The sequence below is a fragment of the Salegentibacter maritimus genome, from assembly GCF_016236975.1.
Taxonomy (GTDB): domain Bacteria; phylum Bacteroidota; class Bacteroidia; order Flavobacteriales; family Flavobacteriaceae; genus Salegentibacter; species Salegentibacter maritimus.
Genome location: NZ_JAEHNY010000010.1, coordinates 135,121 through 156,572 on the forward strand (window position 1 = coordinate 135,121; position 21,452 = coordinate 156,572).

Consider the following 21,452-nt stretch of genomic DNA (forward strand, 5'->3'; position numbering starts at 1 on the left):
AACACTTTACAACAATAATTTAGCGTTAATGTAAGACTATGAGTACCCGTATTTTTCCCCTTTTTGTTTTTTGTCTGTTATTCCTTTTAGGAGTTGAAAGAGGATTCTCACAGGAAAAGGAGTATAAAATTATAAGTGTTGCCTTTTATAATGTTGAAAATTTATTTGACACCGAAGATAATCCGTTCACTTTTGATGATGATCGTACCCCGAAAGGAAATGATGTTTGGACGCAGGAGAAATACCAGGATAAAGTGCAAAAACTAGCCAGGGTTATTACTGAAATAGGCTTTGAAACCACAAATCAGCCTCCAGCAATTGTAGGCGTCTGTGAAGTGGAGAACCGGGGAGTTTTAGAAGACTTAATCAATGAACCTAAACTAAAACAATACAACTATGGTATTGTACATTATAACTCTCCAGATCGCCGTGGAATTGATGTTGCTTTATTATACCGAAAGGATATTTTTAAATTAGAAAATTCAGTTTCTCACGAATTATTGATCTACAACAGCAAAGAGCCCGATAAAAGGGTTTATACCAGGGATCAGCTGGTAGTTAGTGGTAATATAGATGATGAAAAGTTACATTTTATTGTAAATCACTGGCCTTCCCGAAGTGGTGGAGAAACAGCAAGCAGTTACAAACGGGAAAAAGCGGCGGCACTAAATAAAATCATTCTTGATTCCATCTTTAAAAAAGAACCTTTAGCCAGGGTAATAAGCATGGGCGATTTTAATGATGACCCTACCAATAAAAGCTTTAAAGAAGTCCTGAAAACCAAAGCTGATGCAACAGGCCTAAATCCGCATCAGTTATATAATCCTATGGAGCCTATGTTGAAAAAGGGAATGGGGACACTTGCCTACCGCGATGGCTGGAATTTATTTGATCAAATTCTTGTGTCGGGCGCATTAACAACTAAGGATTATTCCGGCTTTCAATTTTATAAAGCAGGCATTTTTAATAAAAAATATCTTATCACTAAAAACGGACAATACAAAGGTTATCCCTTTAGAAGCTATGGTTATTCGGGATATCAGGGCGGTTATAGTGACCATTTTCCGGTGTATATCTATCTTATAAAACAAGTTGCTTATACTTTATCTATTAAGAATTAAATAAAATACCCCGCGATAGGCTCACGAGGTATATAATAAAATTTCTTTTAGATTTCGCGCTTAGCCGCCCGGCATTAAATCTAGCTTATCGGGGAAAAACAACTGTTTATTAAAACCAGGCACTCCATGGAATTCGGGACAACATCACCAATAATCCAAGGGTATAAAATATAGCCAGGGTTTTAAATTTTGGCTTTGAGGTAAGTTTATTCTTATGCTTAGAATACCCAATTGTTATCAATACTAACGCAATAATCATCATTAAAGGGTGCTCCATGATGTAAAGTCTAAGTGTAGGATCTGGCATAACCGTACCCATACCCTTTTCTAATAATACAGAAAAATAAGGGGAAGTAAAATATAAGACCACTCCTATTAAAAACTGAATATGGGATGTGATAAGCGTAAAAAGAGCAATTCTAAAGTTGGTGGCTCCGTACTCTTTATTTGAAGCATACCCAATAATTGCATTTAAGGAGGCAACAAATAAAACAATAAGCACTAAATAGGCCCAATAAGAATGTATGAATTGTACTGTTGGATACATAAAAATAATTTTTTAGTAAATATAGGATTTTCTATAACAAAGCTACTCAATTATAGGTTAGTTTATACCACACTTCAGCATTTATAAATTAATCAAAAAACAACACCAAACACATAAAAATGATGTTTATGTACTCTTATGGCATTTTAATTGATACATAATCAGTCAACCAGCCTTTCTATTACACTTTTAATTTTCGAGTACTAACTGTTAAATAATCTATCTTATGAAACCCAAGAAAAATCCAAAAGCCGATCTTCGAAAAAAATCAAATTTGTTTTTATCCTTCGGACTTATCCTTGCTTTGCTGGCCAGTTTTCTGCTAATAGAATGGAAAGTTTATGATAAAAAAGACATCAGCTCACAAAAAGTATATTTTGATGCGCTGGATACCGAAGAAATTCCTATTACAGAACTGGCAAACACACCACCTCCCAAGCCTCCGGTAATTCCCGATGTAATAGATGTTGTTGAAGACGATCCCGAGCTTGAGGAAGACGAGATTGAGTCTAGCGAGATAAACCTGGACGATATTGTAGAGCCCGGGGAAATAGTTGAACCTGAAAACGTAGAAGAACCCGAAACAGTACCTTTTATCTTACTGGAAGATGTCCCCATATTTCCGGGCTGCGAAGCCTTAAAAGACAATAGCAAAAGAAAAGCCTGTATGACCGAAAAAATAACTGCTTACGTAAATAAAAATTTTAATAAAGAGCTGGGTAGCGAATTGGAATTATCAGGGGTAAACCGCATCAACATTCTTTTTCAAATTAATACCGAAGGAGAAATAGTAAACATACAGGCACGGGCACCACATCCACAACTTGAAGACGAAGCCAAAAGAGTTATAAAATCTTTACCAAAAATGAAACCGGGAAAACAACGTGGAAAACCTGTTAATGTAAACTATTCATTACCTATAATTTTCCAGGTTCAAAATTGATATCACAGTATAACTAAGAAATTTGTTTTTATAATAAGCTTCTAGAATAAGGCTAAAAATTATCAAGGCTGGAAACTTTATTGGCACCGCCAAAGGGTGTAATAGCCCGAGGAAGTTTACTGATAAATAAAACTCGAATAGCAAAAGAGTTTTAACCAGTAGAGATTAGGCTCGTAGAACTAAAAAAGGTAACAGGTAATTAGAAAATATTAACTCCTGAATATGCTAAGAAAAATCAGAAAATAGTTTATCTTTTATTGATACAATAGTCATGTAAAAGATTAATTATGATTGCCGCTGTTACCTTATTTTTTATCATCACCCTTTCAGCCTTAATTACACGCATTGCAGCTATTGCTTTGGCGCACACGGGACTTTCTACCCAAATAGCAAGGTTTCAGGCACGCTCTGCATATACCGGCTCGGGTTTCACTTCATCAGAAACTGAGAAAATAATGAACCACCCGGTTCGTAGAAAGATTATTTACAGCCTTATGCTTATTGGTAATGCCGGTATTGTAACCGCTATGTCTTCCTTAATTTTAACTTTTGTGCTGCCAGACAGTAATGCTTCCCGGCTATACGGTTTACTAATTGTAGTGGTAGGCCTGGCTATATTATGGTGGGCCATTAGAAGCGATTGGGTAGACCGCGGACTATCTAAAGTGATTAATAGAATGCTAAAAAAATACACCGATATAAATGTACAGGATTATGCGGCCGTATTACACTTACACGATAATTATCATGTAAGCGAAATGCGAGTAGAAAAAGACAGTTGGCTAGCCAATAAAACTTTAATAGAATTAGACCTGAGAAAAGAAGGCATAACAGTTCTTGGGATAGATAGAAAAGGCGAAGGCTATTTAGGTTCCCCTACAGGAAATTCGAAAATATTGCCACTTGATGTTATTACCGTGTACGGCAAGGCAGAGGTTTTTGAAAGCATCTACAAAAGATCTCGTGATATTGGTGGTGAAATACAACATCAAAAATTTGTTGAAAAAGAAGCCGATAGGAAACAGCAGGAAGAAGGTAAGAATTAAGAAAAAACTAAAGAATAGTTTTCTTTATCATATTAAAAAGGCTTCTTAATAGAAATTAAAAGAGTGTAAAACGCGGTATAATTAATGTTATTCTAAGAAACCACTCAAAATAAAAAGGCCGTCTAAAAATTGCTTTTAGACGGCCTTTTTTGTGATCTTTTATTCTATTAACTAGAAGTTAAAGGTTATTCCCGCATTCCAGGTTCTTCCAAATCCGAAATAAACTCTGTTATTCACATTAACTCCGTTATAAGTTTCATCTCCAGCTCCAGCTAAAAGATTAGTGTCTGCCTCAGAAATATACATAGTATCAAAAACGTTATTGACATTAAGTCTAAAGTTAAGACTATTATTATCTTTCCCAATTGGCAGTCTAAACGAAGCTCCAGCATCTACCAACCCATAAGAAGGTAGCTTTAATGCCTTAAAATTATCGTCGCCTAATGCATCAGTTGCATCGAAATCAGCATAAAGATTATCTATATATCTATAATTAGCATCAATTCCAAGACCTTCAATTATCTCATAGTCAGCACCAAAACTAGCAGTAAGTTGCGGTGCATCTCCAACTTTTACTCCGTCCAAAGCCAAAGTTGCAGTTTGTGGATTTCCATTTTCGTCTAAAATTGGTTCTTGATCGTTATCGAAGTAAGTTGCTTCAACATCTCCCTCATACTCCCAATTTCCTACAGAAAACATACCTTTAAACCTTAATTTATCTGACACTCTTCCAGTAAAATCAATTTCAAGACCAGTATGTACTTGAGTAATTCCATACAAATTGGCTCTACCTCTTATTTCCTGAGGAGTTTCTGCATTAAATACAGCTCCCACATCCTCGAACCTATCTGCCCAGGATGTTCTGTAAATATTTACATTGGCACTAAATAAACTAGATCTAAATCCATATCCAATCTCGGTTCCAATTATTTGTTCATTTTGAAGATCTGGGTTTAGATTATTTCCAAAATTAATATAAACTGCATCAAAAAGTGGCTGTTTTGAATAGTAGCCTGCATTTGCATATACATTATGCATTTCATCTATATTCCAGTTTAAACCACCTTTTATATTACCTCCAATAATATTCTCCCAATCTGTCTCCTGATTTCCTTCAAGTTCTCCAAAGTATTCCACTCGCTTAAAACCTTGATTTGAAATAGAACCTTGAACAAAAGCTGAAATAATTTCGTTATTATATTCTAACTGTCCAAAAGTACCAGCCCATCTTACTAAACCGTCATTATAATAATCGATCTTTTCTTCTGAATCTATATCAGAAAACACCCAGAATTTGGGCTCAGCTGAGTATGTTTCTCTTAGTACGGGGTCTGGATCATTATTAATGTTATCTGTTTGAAGATAAGCATCTCCTCCAAGTAAATCATTAACTCTTCTATAATGAATTCCTTTATAAGTTCTTAAATCAATACCTACATCTAAAGTAAGTTCATCTGTTAACTGGTTGCTTAAGTTAGATAGTACTCCAAACCAGTTATGAGAATTTATTGAAGCTCTTCGGCTAATACCATTGGCAGCCGATCTATCTCCATTCCCTTGATTAAGATAAATTCCATCAGTCAAAGCTCTTTGTCCTGTTGGGTTATCGTCGCTCCCAAAATCTGGTACAGCCTGACCACTATTATAAGCAATAATATCGTCTACCCTAACCAAACCATCTTCAGTACGAGGTAAGGCAAATTGTCTTCTTCCGTTTATTCTTCCTATCTCGCCTGTTCCACCACCACGACCAAACGATGCATAAGCTGAAGTAGAAAGCTGAGTCTTAGAATTAATGTCAAAATCCCAGTTTAAAGACATAATTGGTTTGTGATAGAAGTTTTTTCTAAAAGAATACTCCTCTCCATTTCTGTATCCCCACTCTTCATTATACTTAATATTAGGCTCATCATTATCACTATAACGTTGATAAGTTTCTATTGAACTACTTCTACTACGCTGATGATGCCATTGTGGAGCTCCCGTTACGGTAAACTGAAAGTCATGTTTATCGTTAGGTCTATAACCAAAACCTAAGTAGTAATTATACCCCTGAAATTTCGTACCATCTACATAACCATCACCTTGAGTTTGGCTCAATAATACGGTAGTGGAAAAACCACTTTCCATTAACCCAGTATTATAAGAAGCAATAGTTTTTAAGTATCCGTCATTACCTGTAGTGGCGGTAACAAATCCACCTTCAGATTTATCTGCAGCTCTGGTAAGAACATTTATAGTTCCACCTACAGAAGATACTGCTAATTTAGAAGAACCAAGTCCTCTTTGAACCTGTATAGCAGAAGCCACATCACTTAAACCAGCCCAGTTACTCCAGTAAACAGAACCGTTTTCCATATCATTAATTGGCACACCATTAATCATCACGGCTGAATTGTTGGTATCAAAACCTCTAATATTAATACGAGCGTCTCCAAATCCACCCCCTTGTTTGGTAGCGTAAATTGAAGGAGTGTTATTAAGTATTTCAGGGAATTCCTGAGAACCTAATTTCTCCTGAATTTCAGCTGCTTTAATAGTCGATACAGCCACAGGAGTCTCACGATCTTTTGCTAAATCGGCTACACCAGTAATTACAACTTCAGCCAAAGCACCAGCATCAACCCCTAAAGAGATCGTGCCCAAGTTTTGGGTTTCTCCACCAGACACATTAAATCTGACAGTTTTTCTTTCATAACCAATAAAAGTTATGTTAATCTTACCTGTAGTTGACGAAACGTCAAGGGAGAAATTCCCATCAAAGTCCGTAGTAGTCCCATTGCTGGTACCTACTACCATAACCGTAGCCCCAGGCAATGGACCGTCCATTTCCGAATCTATCACCGTACCGGTAATAGTTCCTTGAGCAAAAATTGTAGCTGATGTTAAAAACAACGCTAATGCTAATAATTTCCTCATGTTTAAAATTTGTTTGTTTTGAGTTTAAATTTCGATGCAAATGAAGTCAAATCTTTCAAATCCCGGTTTATCAGAATGTTAATAAATTTAACTTTAACATCTCTTTCGCTGCAAAACTAAAACAAAATTTTAACTATTTGATTCTTTGGAAACTAATGATTTGCACAAATTGTTAACAAAACAACTATTTTTACTTAAAAAACACCTCTAAAAGCTTTTTAGTAGAAGAATCGTGATTTTTAACCGATTTATCTTCGATTTCCGCAAGAATTTTACTCGCAAGCTGCTTACCCAGTTCAACACCCCATTGATCGTAGCTATAGATGTTCCAAATCACCCCCTGTACAAAGATTTTATGTTCATACATAGCGATAATTTTCCCTAAACTTTCGGGGGTTAGTTTATCTATTAGCAAAGTATTAGTAGGCTTATTCCCCTCAAACTCCTTAAAAGGCACCAACTGCTCTATCTCATCTGTAGATAGGCCCTGGGCCTCCAATTCTTTTTTAACTTCTTCTTTACTTTTCCCCTGAAGCAAGGCTTCGGTTTGAGCAAAGAAATTAGCCATTAGTTTGTTATGATGGTCATTATCCTGATGCAAAGACTCTTTAAACCCAATGAAATCTGCCGGGATCAATTTAGTTCCCTGGTGGATTAATTGAAAAAAAGCATGCTGAGAATTGGTTCCAGGTTCACCCCAAATAAGGGTACCGGTTTGATAATCTACTTTTTTTCCATTTCTATCTACACTCTTTCCATTACTTTCCATAATGGCCTGCTGCAAATAAGCCGGAAGCCTGTTTAAATATTGTGTATAAGGAATTACCGCTTCGCTTTCTGCCCTGTAAAAATTATTGTACCAAATACTTAACAATGCAAGCTGAACCGGAATATTTTCTTTAAAATCTGAAGTTCTAAAATGCTCATCCATTTTATGAGCACCCTTCAACAGGGCTTCAAAATTATTATAACCTACCGCCAAACTTATAGACAGTCCCACGGCACTCCATAGCGAAAAACGCCCTCCAACCCAATCCCACATGGGGAATACATTTTCTATAGCAATACCAAACTCCTCTACCTTTTTTAGGTTAGTAGAAACAGCCACAAAATGCTTAGATACTGCGTCTTTTGGCGCTGTTTTTCTAAACCAGTTTCTAATTGTTGTGGCATTAGAAAGGGTTTCCTGAGTAGTAAAGGTTTTTGAAACTACCAGAAATAAAGTAGTTTCAGGGTTTAAATTCTTTATGGTTTCATAAACATGATCGCCGTCTACATTAGATACATAATGAACCTTTAAATGATTATGATAATATTTCAACGACTCGGTAACCATTACGGGACCAAGATCTGAGCCTCCAATTCCAATATTTACGATATCGGTAAAAGCCTTCCCGGTATACCCCTTTTTCTCCCCACTTATAATTTTTTCAGAAAAATTGCTAATCTTCCTTTTCACTTCCTGCACCTCAGGGACCACATTCTGGTTATCTACTTCTATATTAACATCAGCAGGGGCTCTTAGTGCTGTGTGCAAAACCGCACGGTTCTCAGTTCTATTAATCGCATCTCCACCAAAATAAGAATTTATTGCAGCAGTAAGATCACAGTCTTCTGCCAACTCCAACAACAAATCCCTGGTTTCCGCTGTAATTCTATTTTTACTGTAATCCAGATAAAAATCTTCCCAGGCAATAGAGAACTCTGAAGCTCTCTCAGAATCCTTCTCAAATAACTCTTTAAGTTTCACTTGCTCCACCTGGCTAAAATGCTTTTCTAATTTTTTCCAGGCTGTGGTTTGGGTTGGATTAATATTTTTCATTTTTATTTAATTTTTCGGCTTTGCCTAAACTTTTATTTATCTTAAAATTACACGCACCTTCTATACTTTCGATCTTTAAACCGAAAAAATAGAAGCTTTCATCTATCATGAGAACTTAGTTCTTGCTTTCTAAATCTCTTTATAAGGGATTCCGTCTAATGAGGTTTTCAAATCTTCAATCGCTGCAAGATATTTGTCCTTATGCTCTGGCTCTATATGCTTGGCAGTTGGCAGTTTTTGGCGGTAAGGATCTACCTGCCTTCCATGAACCCAAAAACGATAACACACATGAGGCCCTGTAGCCAGGCCTGTACTCCCAACAAAACCAATAACATCTCCTTGTTTCACACGTTGGCCGTTTCTAACATTTCGTTTGCTCATGTGCAAATACTGGGTGGTATATTTATCGTTATGCCTTACTTTAACATAGTTCCCATTACCTGAAGTATAACTGGAAGCTATTACCGTTCCGTCGGCAGTACTTACAATGGGTGTTCCGTGTGCTGCCGCATAATCGGTTCCCAGGTGAGCTTTCCAACGTTTTTGAACAGGATGAAACCTCCTTTTCGTATATCTTGAAGAGATTCGGCTGTAATTTAGGGGCGCTTTTAAAAAGAAACTTTGCAAAGATTTAGCTTCTTCATCGTAAAAACTAGGTTGCCCGGTCACCGAATCTGTCTTGTATGCAAAAGCATAAAAAGGCCTATCTTCATGTTTAAAAACAGCGGCCTCCACATTTTCTATTCCCGCAAAAATAGTATCATCTATATATTTTTCAGAATAAATCATTTTAAATTGATCTCCTTTCTGGAGCTTAAAAAAGTCGATACTCCATTGATATATATCAGAAAGCTCATACACCAACAAATTGCTCAATCCCTGTTCTGCAACTGCTTCTGAAAGCGAAGAACTCACCACACCGGAAACCTCCCTCTTTTTTATAGTAACAGGCTTCTTTTTACGTGCTGCACTAATGCTATCGCCAATGCCCACCACGGTATAGTTTATCCTATCGTTTTGATAGATAAAATACTGAGGCGTCCTGGCCGAATCTTTTGATTTAAGAATCATGTATTTTCTACCGGCCGTGATCCTTGCGGGATTAAAGGTATCTTTTACCTTCTCTGAAATCTGATATATTTTCCCCCTGTCTACTCCGTGCTGATCTAAAAGGTAACCAAAACTATCTCCCGATTCTATAACACCATTTACCACCTCATAGTCATCCAAAATAAAGCCGAACTCCTTTTTTACAGGCTTGGGCGCCTTTTTTTCGGCTTTCTCAGCATTTAACGCCGTTTCTTTTGTATTATCTTCACAGGCTGTAAAAGCCAATATCAATATTAGTAGGAAACTTAATTTTTTCAATTTTCTAGTAGTTTTTCTTTTCTGTATTAAACATATGGTTTACCCATTCTCTACCCCAATTTTCCAATTCTTCTTCACTCCATAAATAAGGAAAAAAACTATTTTTTTGAAATGTAGGTGGTAAAAATTCCTTCCAATTTGTACCGCCGGTAGCTGCAACCGCCTCTCTATCCTTATTTAAGTACCTATAAGCTGCCCCCATATGCATTAAGGGCCAGTTTACATTTACATAGGTATCAAAATTACGCAATGCTTCCTTTAAAAACTTATTATTTTTAACCGAATCTGGCAGTTCTTTATATTTATGAAAAAGAGTTCTTCCTTTATACTCTGAAGCTATTCGCAAGAAACGCGGCGTATAGCGCTTTTCGAATTGTCTAAGTGTTAAAGTCTTTTCCCTGGTTTTAAGATCTATACCTCCTTCTTTCCAGTAAATATTTTCGTACAATTCCTCCAGGCTATTTTCTTCTGAAAATTTATCCCTAAGCTCATAAGAAACCAAATTTTCCAGGGGCGTAGCATACATTTCTATCATTCTAAATTGTGCTGATTGAAATCCGCTTGCCGGCAATAAAGACATTCTAAATTTTAGAAATTGTTTACGCTCCATCCCTTTTATCATCACATCAAAGGAATCGGTTAGAATTCTAAAATAGCGATTTAAACGATTGTATTTTTCAATTAAAAAATCGGCATCTGGCGATTCTTTTTCAATTATTTGCCGCTGCTCATGGATTATAAGCTTAAAATATAGCTCTGTAATTTGATGATAGGAAATAAAAATTTTCTCATCGGGAAAATGAGTTAGGGTTTTTTGTAAACTCAAAAGGGTATCTATACTTAAATAATCCCAATACGTAAGATACCTATCATGTAAAAGCCCATCTAAATAGGAAGCCAAATCCTGACCTGAATTTTTAAACTTTTCCTCTAATGCAAAAATGCGCTCTGCAATTTCCGGCTTTATTTCCATGTACTATTTCATAATTATTTTAAACGGATGCTTTAAACCTTTGTATGCATCTAAATCGGCATCGAGAGAACCAACCGCAAGATTTGCTTCTATTTTAAGAGGAAGCCTATTTGCATCGTCACTTACCCAAAAAGTAAGGCTTTCTTTCTCTTTAAAAACCCTTCCGGCCATTACATAAGGTCTAAACTTTAAAGTAGCAACTTTCCCAAATTTGGTTCTAATCACCTCCCTACCAAGAAATTTCAATTTGAAATCCATATTCTCATCATCTATAAAAAGATTGAGTCGCATTTCATCTCCGGGCCTAAGCTCGTCGTTCTTAATATTGTTGCGAATATAATAAAATGCCGATAACATATCGTGCACATTTGGCTTGGTAGTGTAGGTATGATGCTCATTATGCTTTCTATCAAAAACATAGGCCTTGTTATCGCTATGATCAAAGTCTATTTCCAGGTCTTTTGTATAACCACCTTCATCAATTTTACGGATAAACTTATAAGGTTTCCCATCTTGCTTATCTATAAAAGTTTGGTAATCGTCATCTACTTTAAAAAACCAATGCAATAATCCGGTAGACTTCCCCCTACCTTTTATATGATAGACAGACTCTCCCTTTATTCTGGTTTCATCTACCTCTAATGTAGCATAACTTGCGTTGAAAGGACCATAATGTATACGAAACTTAAACCATTCTCCGGCACCAAATGCCGTTTGTGGTTGCGCCTGAAGTACAAAGCCTGTAATAAGAAAGAGAAAAATTGTAAATAGACTTTTTTTCATACCAAATTTTTAAATACTGAATTTCAGATTGATTAGGCTAAGTATATTTACAATTTCTATTCCAAATGTATTAAAACAAAAAACCCCATCAAATTAATGAAGGGGTTTTTGTCTTATTAACCAACTAAAACTTAAATTATGAAAAAAATTTATTACATTATTGGTAACCACTCCAAAAATGCGAGCGCAAAATTCCACATTTAGTAGAGTATTAGCAACAATAAAATCAAGTTTAACACAAAACTTTTAGAAGGTATTTATTTTTAACACAAAACAATAATTTACTTCCATTTTTTGTGATTATTGCAAAGTTCCTCGCAAATCCTGCTCCCTTTCTATCGCTTCAAATAAAGCTTTAAAGTTGCCTTTTCCGAAAGATTGAGCTCCTTTTCGCTGAATAATCTCAAAAAACATAGTTGGACGATCTAAAACAGGCTTGGTAAAAATTTGCAAAAGATAACCCTCATCATCCCTATCTACCAATACCCCTAACTCTTTTAAGGGTTCAAGATCTTCATCAATTTCACCAACCCTTTCTAACAAAGTGTCGTAATACGTGTCTGGAACATATAAAAATTCCACACCACGATCCCTAAGCTGGGTTACTGTTTCAATAATATTATCTGTTGCAAGCGCAATATGCTGCACACCTGCCCCGTGGTAAAAATCTATATATTCTTCAATTTGGGATTTTTTCTTTCCTTCAGCAGGTTCGTTTATCGGAAATTTAATCCTACCATTCCCATTACTCATCACCTTGCTCATTAAGGCCGTATAATCTGTAGAAATATCTTTATCATCAAAAGAGACCATTTGCGCAAAGCCCATTACTTTAGCATAAAAATCTACCCATTTATTCATCTCGTTCCAGCCTACATTTCCAACCATATGGTCTATATAATTTAAGCCCGTATCTTTTGCTTCTGCTTTCGTAGCATAAGCCTTATAGCCCGGCAAAAAAGGACCTTCATAATCTTTTCGCTCAACAAATAAGTGAATGGTCTCCCCATATGTATGAATTCCGGAAATTACGGCTTTTCCATGCTCATCTTCCATTTCATAAGGAGCTACATAAGACTTTGCTCCACGTTTTGTAGTCTCTTCATAACTCTTTTTAGCATCATCTACCCAAAGCGCCACCATTTTCACACCATCACCATGCTTATTGATATGGGCATTTATATCGCCATCTGGCTGTAAGGGAGAGGTGAGCACAATTCTAATCTTACCTTGTTGTAGTACATAAGAAACACTATCTTTTCTACCTGTTTCCAGACCAGAATAAGCTACCGGCTGAAAACCCCAGGCGTGCTGATAATAATAAGCCGCCTGCTTGGCATTACCCACATAAAGTTCAACAAAATCTGTTCCCAGGATTGGAAGAAAATCTTCAGCATCCTGCATTACCTTTTCTAATTTTAATGATGTATTATCGGTTGTCATTTTTAAAATTTTAATGCTGTTTTCAATTTTTTGTTATTTAAAATCTACACCCATTATTCTAACCAGGATTTATAATAGGTTTCATCGGCTATCTCCATAGCATCTTCGGTAAGCATAAGTGGCTTGAAGGTATCTACCATTACCGCCAACTCTTCGGTTTCAACCTGCCCAATACTTCGTTCTACAGCTCCGGGATGAGGCCCATGTGGAATTCCCGCCGGATGTAAAGAGATATGCCCTGCCTCAATATCGTTTCTGCTCATAAAATCGCCATCTACATAATAAAGCACCTCATCACTATCTATGTTACTGTGACTATATGGTGCCGGTATACTTTCCGGATGATAATCGTACTTACGCGGACAAAAACTGCAAACTACAAAAGCATCGGTTTCAAAAGTTTGGTGCACCGGTGGCGGCTGATGAATTCTACCGGTTATGGGTTCAAAATCGTGAATAGAAAAAGCATAAGGATAATTATACCCATCGTAGCCCACCACATCAAATGGATGGGTAGCATAAACCATATCGAATATTTCGCCCTGCTTTTTCACTTTTATAATAAAATCGCCTTTCTCATCATTGGTCTCCAACTCATGAGGTTGCCTCAAATCGCGCTCACAAAAAGGCGAGTGCTCTAAAAGTTGCCCAAACCAGTTTCTATAGCGTTTTGGGGTATATATTGGCCTTCTGGACTCAACAATAAACAAGCGATTATCTTCGTCATCAAAATCTATTTTATAAATAGTACCCCTTGGGATTAACAGGTAATCCCCATATTTAAAATCAAGATTACCAAGGTGGGTTCTTAATTTACCTGTTCCTTTATGGACAAATAGCAATTCATCTGAGTCGGCATTTTTATAAAAATAGTCTTTTGTAGATCCTTGTGGAGAAGCCAAAGCAATATCTACATCGCTGTTAGTAAGAACCACTTTTCGGCTTTCAAGATAGTCTGGATTAGGCTTTACCTGAAACCCCTTAAAGCGATAAGACTTTATATTGTTGCCTACAGCTATTTTTGGTTTTACACTATAACTCCCTTTTACTTCTTTTACCTGGGTAGGGCGGTGCTCATGGTAAAGATTAGAAGACATGCCGTCAAAACCAATAGTACCAAAAAGCTGCTCGTAATAAAGACTTCCGTCGGGCTTTTTAAAAACCGTATGGCGTTTATGAGGAATTTTACCGAGTTTGTGATAAAAAGGCATAATTTGATATTTTTATTTAAATCGCAATTTCTAAAAGAATATTGAGAATTTGTTATTTTTTTCGGCATAATTTTACCTTAAAACAAATATCGGGAATTTTTAAAGAAACATTCTTAAAACATCTCTAAAAACAGGATTGTAGAATTTAAAATATTTTCAGCAAAAAGGCATTAAATCCTTATAGGGATCTTATTAAAACCAGAAGCCAAGACTAAAAAACCATTCACTAGCTTTAATTTCGGGCGAGTACGTATATTTTAACTCCAGAGGCCCCACAAAAGTATCTATACCATAACCTAATGCATAACCCGTATAATCTGGAGCGGTAAACCAGTTTCCGGAAGAATACAACTTGTTACCTACATTGGCAATATTAGCCCCTAAAATCACATGATTTTTTCTAAAAATTTCATAATCAAACTCCAGGAGACCTTTAATATAACTATCACCCGAAAGGCTTATAAAATCATATCCGTAAAACGGAACAAAATTATTGATGAGGTTATTTCCGTAGCCACCCAGGGAAAAATCAAGTGTGTTCCCCCCATTATTTCCTATTTTAAACCCTGCTTCAGTCACTATTCTGGCTGAAAATTTATTAAAAGGAGAGAAGGCATATCCCAAAGTTCCCTTAGCTATCGAAAATTCGGCAAAATCATTATTATAATCTGATGAAAACAGGTATACGTGAAAGTCTCCATCAAAATAAACTCCCCTGGAAGGAAAGTATTTATTATCATAAGAATCATATTTTAAATACCCAAACACACTATAAAAATGACTGTTTTCGAATAGGATTTGTTCATTAAGAGCAGTATCGGGATTTACTAAAGTTTCAGATGCAATTTTCAGGTACTTATGCTCTGCCCCCAAACCAAATGAAAAAACCTGTTTAAACAAAGTCTCTGCATATATTTGGTTGGTAAAGTCACGGTAATCTACATCTATTCTATTTATACCAATATCTTCTAATTGGGCGTTTTTTCTGGCAAAATCAAAAGAAACCGGATGTTCAAATTTATTATAACGTGATTTTATCCCTATGCTCCAATAAAAACCTTTGTCTATGTAATAGTCGAAATTATATCTAAATTGGTCACCAACCACCAGGTCCAGGGAGGCCACATCATTTGAAAACAGCAAACTTTTGCGGGTGTAATTAATCAAGGCTCCAATATTATATAGTTCATCATAATGTAAGCCCAAACGCAAAAGACTTTTATTTTCGCTCTCTTCCATCTTCATGGCCAGCGTATAAAGCCCATCGTCGTTATTAGGAATTAACCGATAATTAATCCTATTAAAATTCCCGGAAGCCGAGAGGTTATTAATCCCACTATTTAAGTCTTTAAGGGTGAAATCTGTAAAATAATTAAGTCGTAATTTCCCCATAATATACGAACGCGGGTAGGCATTATTCCCCTCCAGGGTTAAGGTGCTTATTTGAAAAGTATCTATAGCAGAAATCTTTACATTCTGGCGTTTAAGGCTTTGCCGTTCTGCCAACTTTTTAAGTTCGTTTACTCTTTTTAAAGCAGCAACCTCACCGGTATCTATAATTGCCTTCCCTTTTTCGAAAGACATTACCGAAAACGGACTTATATCGGGTTTAATATAAATATCGGTTTTGGGAATTTTCTCTTTCATATCGTTTATAGTACGAAAGTTGCTAATTTGGGTAAGGATATCAAACGCACTACTTAATTCTTCCCTATCTACCAAACTATCCTGCACATCTACTCCAATAATTACTTCTGCCCCTCTTTTTCTAAGTTCTTCTACCGGGTAATTATTCGCTACCCCACCATCTATCAACAATTTTCCATCTATTTTTACGGGACTAAAAACAGAAGGGATGGCACCGCTCGCAGAAACAGCTTGCGCAAAAGAACCTTCATCTAAAATCACTTCCTCCCCGGTTTCCACATCTGCAGCTATACAGAAAAACGGAATAGGCAATTTGCTAAAATCGTCTACGTTTCCTAAATGCATTGTGAGTTGGGACATTAAATTATAAATATTTTGCCCTCGCGAAAGTCCCGATGGTAAACCTATTTTAAAATTATCAAAAGGGAGGCTTAGTGCGTATTTTTCGGAATCTTCCTTTTCGTAAAAAGATTTAGCGCTACGCGGAATATTATCCTGGATTAGGATATTGAAATTGGTCTCATGAAATATAGAATCTAATTGTTGCGCGGTATACCCTGAAGCATAAAGCCCCCCAACAATAGCCCCCATACTACTCCCGCCTATATAATCTATTCTAATTCCAGCTTCTTCTATAACTTTTAGAGCTCCAATATGAGCAAGGCCTTTTGCACCACCACCACTTAAAACCAAACCAACTTTTAAATCTTCCTCATCCTGGGCAAAACCAGGAAGGGCTAAAAGCAGAAAAATTAAAAGCAGTAGTTTTTTCATCTATCTATAATTTTAAAAGCTTATTAAGTTTCTTTTTTAGACTTATAATACTTGTAGATAATCGCGGCTTTAGAAACCCCAATAACTTCGGCCAGTTCTTTCTCTGAGGCTTCTTTTATTCGTTTTACCGATCTAAATTGTTTCAGTAATTCTATCACTGTCTTTTCACCGATTCCGCTTATCTCTTCCAACTCTGTATTTAACGCACTTTTACTTCTTTTGTTACGATGAAAAGTAATTCCAAACCTATGCGCCTCATTACGCAACTGTTGAATAATCTTTAGGGTTTCAGATTTCTTGTCTAAATAAAGAGGAATACTATCTCCCGGATAGAAAATCTCTTCCAAACGTTTCGCAATACCAATAATAGCAATTTTTCCGCGCAGCCCTAAAGCTTCCAGGGCTTTCACCCCAGAAGAAAGCTGGCCTTTGCCACCATCAACAATAACTAACTGGGGCAAATCCTCGCCTTCATTCAACAAACGTTTATAGCGCCTAAAGACTACCTCTTCCATAGATGCGAAATCATCGGGGCCTTCTACGGTTTTAATATTAAATTTACGATAATCTTTTTTACTTGGTTTTCCATTTTTAAAAACCACACAGGCGGCTACAGGATTTGTTCCCTGTATGTTGGAATTATCAAAACATTCTATATGAGTGGGCGCTACCTGAAGCCGAAGATCCTCTTTCATTTGTGCCATAATGCGCTTCACATGCCTATCTGGATCTACAATCTTCATCTGTTTAAAACGCTCCTGGCGGTAATACTTGGCATTTCGCTGCGATAATTCTACGATTTTCTTTTTATCGCCCAGTTTTGGGATGGTAACCTTTACATCTTCTCCTGCATCAACTTTAAAAGGAACATAGATTTCTTTTGATTTAGAGCTAAAACGCTGCCGTATTTCGGTAATTGCCAATTCCAGTAACTCCTCATCGGTTTCATCGAGTTTTTTCTTCATTTCTATGGTATGCGACCTAATAATTGCCCCATGGGAAAGCTGAAGAAAATTCACATAACCATAACCTTCATCTGAAACTATAGAAAATACATCTACATTCGTAATTTTTGGATTTACCACTGTAGATTTTGCCTGGTAATTCTCCAGCACATCAATTTTGTTTTTAATGCGCTGGGCATCTTCAAACTCCATCTTTTCAGCGTGCTGCTTCATTTGCTCCCTAAATTGTTGCAAAGATTCTTTAAAATTACCTTTTACAATCTGCCTAATTGCCTCAATGTTACTGTTATATTCGGCCTCAGGCTGTTTTGCCTCACAAGGGCCCTTACAGTTCCCCAAATGATATTCAAGACAAACTTTATACTTTCCGTTTCTTATTTTCTCTTCAGAGAGATCGTAATTGCAGGTTCTAAGCTTATACAAACCCTTAATAAGGTCCAGTAATGTATTTACCGTTTTAAAGCTGGTAAACGGCCCATAATATTCGCTGCCGTCCTTTACCAATTTTCGGGTTGGAAAAACTCTTGGGAATCGCTCATTTTTAATACAAATCCACGGATAGGTTTTATCGTCTTTAAGCATCACGTTAAACCGTGGCTGATGCTTTTTTATAAGATTGTTTTCCAAGAGCAAAGCATCGGTTTCAGATTCAACCACAATATGCTTTATCTCCTTTATCTTTTTTACCATTACCCCAATACGATGACTATCGTGACGCTTGGTAAAATAAGAGGTTACTCTTTTTTTTAGGTTTTTAGCCTTCCCTACATATAGAATTTTTTGGTTTTTATCGTAATATTGATAAACACCAGGACTACTGGGCAAGGTTTGTAATTGTACTTCTAAAGCAGGCGTTTCCATCTTCCCAAAGGTAGAATTTATTATGGGTAGCTCTAAAAATTACGGCCGCCTACAATTGTTAAATTTATATTAAATAAAAAGCAAAGAAACCTGCCCGATATACTTATTTAAAAAGGTAAAGCCATAAATTTTATAATTTCTATAAAAAGATTGCATGGGTATTTTACTAACTTGCAGTATGGAGAAAACAGTAATTGGGCGTTTCGACAAGGCAGACTTCCCTGCTTTGCACCTGGAAGATATCGCTATTAAAATTGACACAGGGGCTTATACTTCATCAATTCATTGCGAGAATATCCTTGAGAAAGATGGGGTTTTAGAATGTATGTTCCTGGATGAAGAACATCCTCTCTACAATGGAAAAAAATTTACTTTTACCGATTATGATATTGTTTTTGTGCGCAGTAGCAACGGCATGATTCAAAAAAGATATCAAATAAACTCTACTATTAAAATTTTTAATAAGGTCTACAAAATTTCACTTTCTTTGTCCTCACGACAGGAAATGAGGTTTCCAGTATTAATTGGCCGAAAATTCCTTACCAAAAAATTCATAGTAGATACCGAATTAACTGACGTTTCTTACAATCTTAAACAACAATGAAAATAAAAATCCTTTCGCGTAATAGCCATCTTTACTCTACCAAACGACTAGTGGAAGCAGCTACCAAACGTAAACACGAAGTAGAAGTAGTAGATCCGCTAAAATGCGATATCGTAATTGAAAAGCGCAAACCCAATATATATTACAAAGGAGCCTATATAGAAGACGTAGACGCGGTAATACCACGAATTGGGGCTTCGGTCACTTTTTATGGAACCGCAGTAGTACGCCAGTTTGAGATGATGGGGGCCTTTACCACCACCGAATCGGAATCTCTTATTAGAAGTCGCGATAAATTGCGCAGCCTACAAGTGCTTTCCAGAGCTAAAATTGGACTTCCAAAAACGGTTTTCACCAACTACTCCAGAGATGTTTCGGGAGTTATAAAGCAAGTAGGCGGCACACCATTGGTTATAAAACTACTGGAAGGAACCCAGGGAGTAGGTGTAGTTTTGGCAGAAACCAAAAATGCTGCAGAATCTGTTATTGAAGCTTTTAATGGCTTACAAGCTCGTGTAATTGTTCAGGAGTTCATCAAAGAAGCAAAAGGCGCAGATATTAGGGCCTTTGTGGTAGATGGCCACGTAATAGGCGCTATGAAAAGACAGGGTAAAGATGGAGAATTTAGATCTAATTTACACCGTGGTGGAAGCGCAGAGGTAGTAGAACTTACCGACGAAGAAGAAATAGCAGCCGTAAAAGCTACTAAAGCCATGGGACTTGGTGTGGCCGGAGTAGATATGCTTCAAAGTGCCCGCGGCCCATTAATTCTTGAGGTTAATTCTTCTCCAGGACTGGAAGGTATTGAAAGAGCCACCGGGAAAGATATCGCTAAATCTATTATAAGATATATAGAACGGAACGTTTAGTAGATGGCAAGAATAACCAGTGATAATGTCCTGGAAATCCTGGGCGAAAAAGTAAAACCCGGAAAAAGCGCCACGATCAACTTCAACATGGCCAAACTCTACACGACAACCTCGGTAGAAGTTCCGGTAATTATTGAACGCTCTAAGAAGCCGGGACCTGTGGTACTCATTACCGCCGGAATTCACGGCGATGAGATTAACGGGGTAGAAATTGTTCGGCAAATTATTTCTAAAGGAATCAACAAACCTCAAAAAGGGACTATTATTTGTATTCCCGTAGTCAACATTTTTGGGTTTTTAAATTTACGTAGAGAATTTCCCGATGGGCGCGACTTAAACCGAATGTTTCCCGGAACAAAAAATGGATCGCTGGCCAGCCGCTTTGCATTTCAGTTTGTAAAAAATATATTGCCTCTTGCAAATTTCTGTTTAGACTTTCATACCGGAGGTGCCAGCAGATTTAATGCCCCACAAATAAGGGTAAAGCGTGGGGATGAACAAAGCATTAAATATGCCCGTATTTTTAGCGCTCCATTTACCATTCACTCTAAAACAATCACAAAATCCTATCGTGAAACCTGTTCCAAAAAAGGAATTCCTGTACTCCTATTTGAGGGCGGAAAATCTAGAGACAGCAATAAAGAAATCGCAAAATTTGGAGTAGAAGGGGTGATGCGTATTTTGAGTTTTTTAGAAATGTTACAGCCAAAATTCGAATATCCAGATCCCATTGGCGATACCGTGGTTATTGAAAACAGTATTTGGATGCGCGCCAAATACAGCGGATTATTACATATAAAAATTCCTTGCGGGAAACATGTAGAAAAAGGTGAATATATTGGAACCATTACCGACCCCTATGGTAAATTTAGGCATAAAATAAAAGCCGTTAATACCGGCTACGTAATCAATATAAACGAATCGCCTATTGTATACCAGGGCGATGCCATTTTTCATATTTCAGCCCCAACTAAAGATGAATAAAACAGCACTCCGAAAGAAATACAAAAACTTACGCCTAGGGCTTTCTGAAGAAAAAATAGAGGAATTAAGCCTGGAAATAGCCAACAACCTTTTACAGCTACCCATTTGGCAAAAAGAATTTTATCATCTTTTTCTTAGTATAGCCGAACAAAAAGAAATTGCTACCGAATATATTTTACATATTCTGCAAGGCAAAGACAAAAATGTGGTACTGTCTAAAACCAATATTCAGGAGCATACATTAGATCATTTTTTACTAACCGACAATAGTGTAATAAAGAAAAATAAATGGAATATCCCAGAACCTGAGGGAGGTATTGCCATTGCCCCAAACCAGCTTGATGTGGTTTTTGTGCCACTACTGGCATTTGATGAAAAAGGGCACCGTATTGGTTATGGTAAGGGATTTTACGACAATTTTCTTAAGGAATGTAAACCAGATGTACTAAAAATTGGGCTCTCATTTTTTAAAGCCGAGCCCGAATTTAAAGAAGTATTCAACAGCGATGTACCACTAGATTATTGCGTTACACCAAATAAGATATATAGCTTTAAAAATTAGGGAATTAAGA

17 protein-coding genes are annotated in these 21,452 nt (G+C 36.7%); 7 read left to right on the forward strand and 10 right to left on the reverse strand.

Features of this window, described 5'->3' with window-relative positions:
• Positions 1 to 38: 38 nt before the first annotated feature.
• Positions 39 to 1,121 (forward strand): endonuclease/exonuclease/phosphatase family protein, encoded by a 1,083-nt coding sequence (locus I6U50_RS12050; RefSeq protein ID WP_198639007.1) that lies wholly within the window; start codon positions 39 to 41, stop codon positions 1,119 to 1,121.
• A gap of 109 nt (positions 1,122 to 1,230) precedes the next feature.
• Here I6U50_RS12050 and I6U50_RS12055 read toward each other — a convergent pair whose 3' ends face one another.
• On the reverse strand, positions 1,231 to 1,668 hold the full coding sequence (locus I6U50_RS12055) for a hypothetical protein (protein WP_198628038.1): 438 nt from the start codon (positions 1,666 to 1,668) through the stop codon (positions 1,231 to 1,233).
• A 226-nt stretch (positions 1,669 to 1,894) separates the two neighbouring features.
• Here I6U50_RS12055 and I6U50_RS12060 point away from each other — a divergent pair, with 226 nt between their 5' ends.
• Positions 1,895 to 2,611 carry an energy transducer TonB gene (locus tag I6U50_RS12060; protein WP_198628039.1) on the forward strand — a complete coding sequence of 239 codons (717 nt, stop codon included), beginning with the start codon at positions 1,895 to 1,897 and terminating at the stop codon, positions 2,609 to 2,611.
• 287 nt (positions 2,612 to 2,898) lie between these two features.
• Positions 2,899 to 3,657 carry a TrkA C-terminal domain-containing protein gene (locus I6U50_RS12065; RefSeq protein ID WP_198628040.1) on the forward strand — a complete coding sequence of 253 codons (759 nt, stop codon included), beginning with the start codon at positions 2,899 to 2,901 and terminating at the stop codon, positions 3,655 to 3,657.
• Positions 3,658 to 3,828: 171 nt separating this feature from the next.
• Here I6U50_RS12065 and I6U50_RS12070 read toward each other — a convergent pair whose 3' ends face one another.
• From I6U50_RS12070 to uvrC, 9 genes are all read right to left on the reverse strand, one after another.
• Positions 3,829 to 6,576, reverse strand: a complete 2,748-nt coding sequence (locus tag I6U50_RS12070) for a TonB-dependent receptor (protein ID WP_198639008.1) — start codon at positions 6,574 to 6,576, stop codon at positions 3,829 to 3,831.
• A 190-nt stretch (positions 6,577 to 6,766) separates the two neighbouring features.
• Positions 6,767 to 8,398: a glucose-6-phosphate isomerase gene (gene pgi, locus I6U50_RS12075; protein WP_198639009.1), complete on the reverse strand. Its 1,632-nt coding sequence runs from the start codon at positions 8,396 to 8,398 to the stop codon at positions 6,767 to 6,769.
• Between the two features lie 129 nt (positions 8,399 to 8,527).
• Positions 8,528 to 9,766 (reverse strand): peptidoglycan DD-metalloendopeptidase family protein, encoded by a 1,239-nt coding sequence (locus tag I6U50_RS12080; protein ID WP_198628043.1) that lies wholly within the window; start codon positions 9,764 to 9,766, stop codon positions 8,528 to 8,530.
• 4 nt (positions 9,767 to 9,770) lie between these two features.
• Positions 9,771 to 10,739 (reverse strand): tryptophan 2,3-dioxygenase family protein, encoded by a 969-nt coding sequence (locus I6U50_RS12085; RefSeq protein WP_198628044.1) that lies wholly within the window; start codon positions 10,737 to 10,739, stop codon positions 9,771 to 9,773.
• Between the two features lie 3 nt (positions 10,740 to 10,742).
• The gene (locus I6U50_RS12090; protein WP_198628045.1) at positions 10,743 to 11,522 is read right to left on the reverse strand and encodes a DUF3108 domain-containing protein; all 780 of its coding nucleotides are present in this window, start codon (positions 11,520 to 11,522) and stop codon (positions 10,743 to 10,745) included.
• A 300-nt stretch (positions 11,523 to 11,822) separates the two neighbouring features.
• Entirely contained in the window at positions 11,823 to 12,965 is a 1,143-nt protein-coding gene (gene hppD / locus I6U50_RS12095; RefSeq protein ID WP_198628046.1) for a 4-hydroxyphenylpyruvate dioxygenase, read from the reverse strand.
• A gap of 53 nt (positions 12,966 to 13,018) precedes the next feature.
• The gene (locus tag I6U50_RS12100; protein ID WP_198628047.1) at positions 13,019 to 14,176 is read right to left on the reverse strand and encodes a homogentisate 1,2-dioxygenase; all 1,158 of its coding nucleotides are present in this window, start codon (positions 14,174 to 14,176) and stop codon (positions 13,019 to 13,021) included.
• A gap of 192 nt (positions 14,177 to 14,368) precedes the next feature.
• A complete protein-coding gene (locus I6U50_RS12105; protein WP_198639010.1) occupies positions 14,369 to 16,597 on the reverse strand; it encodes a patatin-like phospholipase family protein in 2,229 nt (742 codons plus the stop codon).
• 23 nt (positions 16,598 to 16,620) lie between these two features.
• Positions 16,621 to 18,423, reverse strand: a complete 1,803-nt coding sequence (gene uvrC / locus I6U50_RS12110) for an excinuclease ABC subunit UvrC (protein ID WP_198639011.1) — start codon at positions 18,421 to 18,423, stop codon at positions 16,621 to 16,623.
• A 178-nt stretch (positions 18,424 to 18,601) separates the two neighbouring features.
• Between uvrC and I6U50_RS12115 the strand changes: the two genes are divergently transcribed.
• Genes I6U50_RS12115 through I6U50_RS12130 form a run of 4 tightly spaced genes read left to right on the forward strand, consistent with a single transcriptional unit; the run spans position 18,602 to position 21,442 of the window.
• Positions 18,602 to 19,027, forward strand: coding sequence for an ATP-dependent zinc protease family protein (locus tag I6U50_RS12115; RefSeq protein WP_193710609.1), 426 nt, complete (start codon positions 18,602 to 18,604; stop codon positions 19,025 to 19,027).
• Positions 19,024 to 19,896 (forward strand): 30S ribosomal protein S6--L-glutamate ligase, encoded by an 873-nt coding sequence (gene rimK, locus I6U50_RS12120; RefSeq protein WP_193710048.1) that lies wholly within the window; start codon positions 19,024 to 19,026, stop codon positions 19,894 to 19,896. The genes I6U50_RS12115 and rimK overlap by 4 nt, the downstream gene beginning before the upstream one ends.
• A 3-nt stretch (positions 19,897 to 19,899) precedes the next feature.
• Positions 19,900 to 20,880, forward strand: coding sequence for a succinylglutamate desuccinylase/aspartoacylase family protein (locus tag I6U50_RS12125; protein ID WP_198639012.1), 981 nt, complete (start codon positions 19,900 to 19,902; stop codon positions 20,878 to 20,880).
• Positions 20,873 to 21,442 carry a 5-formyltetrahydrofolate cyclo-ligase gene (locus tag I6U50_RS12130; protein ID WP_198639013.1) on the forward strand — a complete coding sequence of 190 codons (570 nt, stop codon included), beginning with the start codon at positions 20,873 to 20,875 and terminating at the stop codon, positions 21,440 to 21,442. The genes I6U50_RS12125 and I6U50_RS12130 overlap by 8 nt, the downstream gene beginning before the upstream one ends.
• The last annotated feature ends 10 nt before the right edge of the window (positions 21,443 to 21,452 follow it).

Coding starts and splice junctions, on each gene's coding strand:
- I6U50_RS12070 (WP_198639008.1), bottom strand. CDS start 6,576: ATGAGGAAATTATTAGCATTAGCGTTGTTTTTAACATCAGCTACAATT.
- I6U50_RS12105 (WP_198639010.1), bottom strand. CDS start 16,597: ATGAAAAAACTACTGCTTTTAATTTTTCTGCTTTTAGCCCTTCCTGGT.
- I6U50_RS12090 (WP_198628045.1), bottom strand. CDS start 11,522: ATGAAAAAAAGTCTATTTACAATTTTTCTCTTTCTTATTACAGGCTTT.
- I6U50_RS12125 (WP_198639012.1), top strand. CDS start 19,900: ATGGCAAGAATAACCAGTGATAATGTCCTGGAAATCCTGGGCGAAAAA.
- I6U50_RS12085 (WP_198628044.1), bottom strand. CDS start 10,739: ATGGAAATAAAGCCGGAAATTGCAGAGCGCATTTTTGCATTAGAGGAA.
- I6U50_RS12130 (WP_198639013.1), top strand. CDS start 20,873: ATGAATAAAACAGCACTCCGAAAGAAATACAAAAACTTACGCCTAGGG.
- I6U50_RS12115 (WP_193710609.1), top strand. CDS start 18,602: ATGGAGAAAACAGTAATTGGGCGTTTCGACAAGGCAGACTTCCCTGCT.
- I6U50_RS12060 (WP_198628039.1), top strand. CDS start 1,895: ATGAAACCCAAGAAAAATCCAAAAGCCGATCTTCGAAAAAAATCAAAT.
- I6U50_RS12065 (WP_198628040.1), top strand. CDS start 2,899: ATGATTGCCGCTGTTACCTTATTTTTTATCATCACCCTTTCAGCCTTA.
- pgi (WP_198639009.1), bottom strand. CDS start 8,398: ATGAAAAATATTAATCCAACCCAAACCACAGCCTGGAAAAAATTAGAA.
- I6U50_RS12055 (WP_198628038.1), bottom strand. CDS start 1,668: ATGTATCCAACAGTACAATTCATACATTCTTATTGGGCCTATTTAGTG.
- hppD (WP_198628046.1), bottom strand. CDS start 12,965: ATGACAACCGATAATACATCATTAAAATTAGAAAAGGTAATGCAGGAT.
- rimK (WP_193710048.1), top strand. CDS start 19,024: ATGAAAATAAAAATCCTTTCGCGTAATAGCCATCTTTACTCTACCAAA.
- uvrC (WP_198639011.1), bottom strand. CDS start 18,423: ATGGAAACGCCTGCTTTAGAAGTACAATTACAAACCTTGCCCAGTAGT.
- I6U50_RS12100 (WP_198628047.1), bottom strand. CDS start 14,176: ATGCCTTTTTATCACAAACTCGGTAAAATTCCTCATAAACGCCATACG.
- I6U50_RS12050 (WP_198639007.1), top strand. CDS start 39: ATGAGTACCCGTATTTTTCCCCTTTTTGTTTTTTGTCTGTTATTCCTT.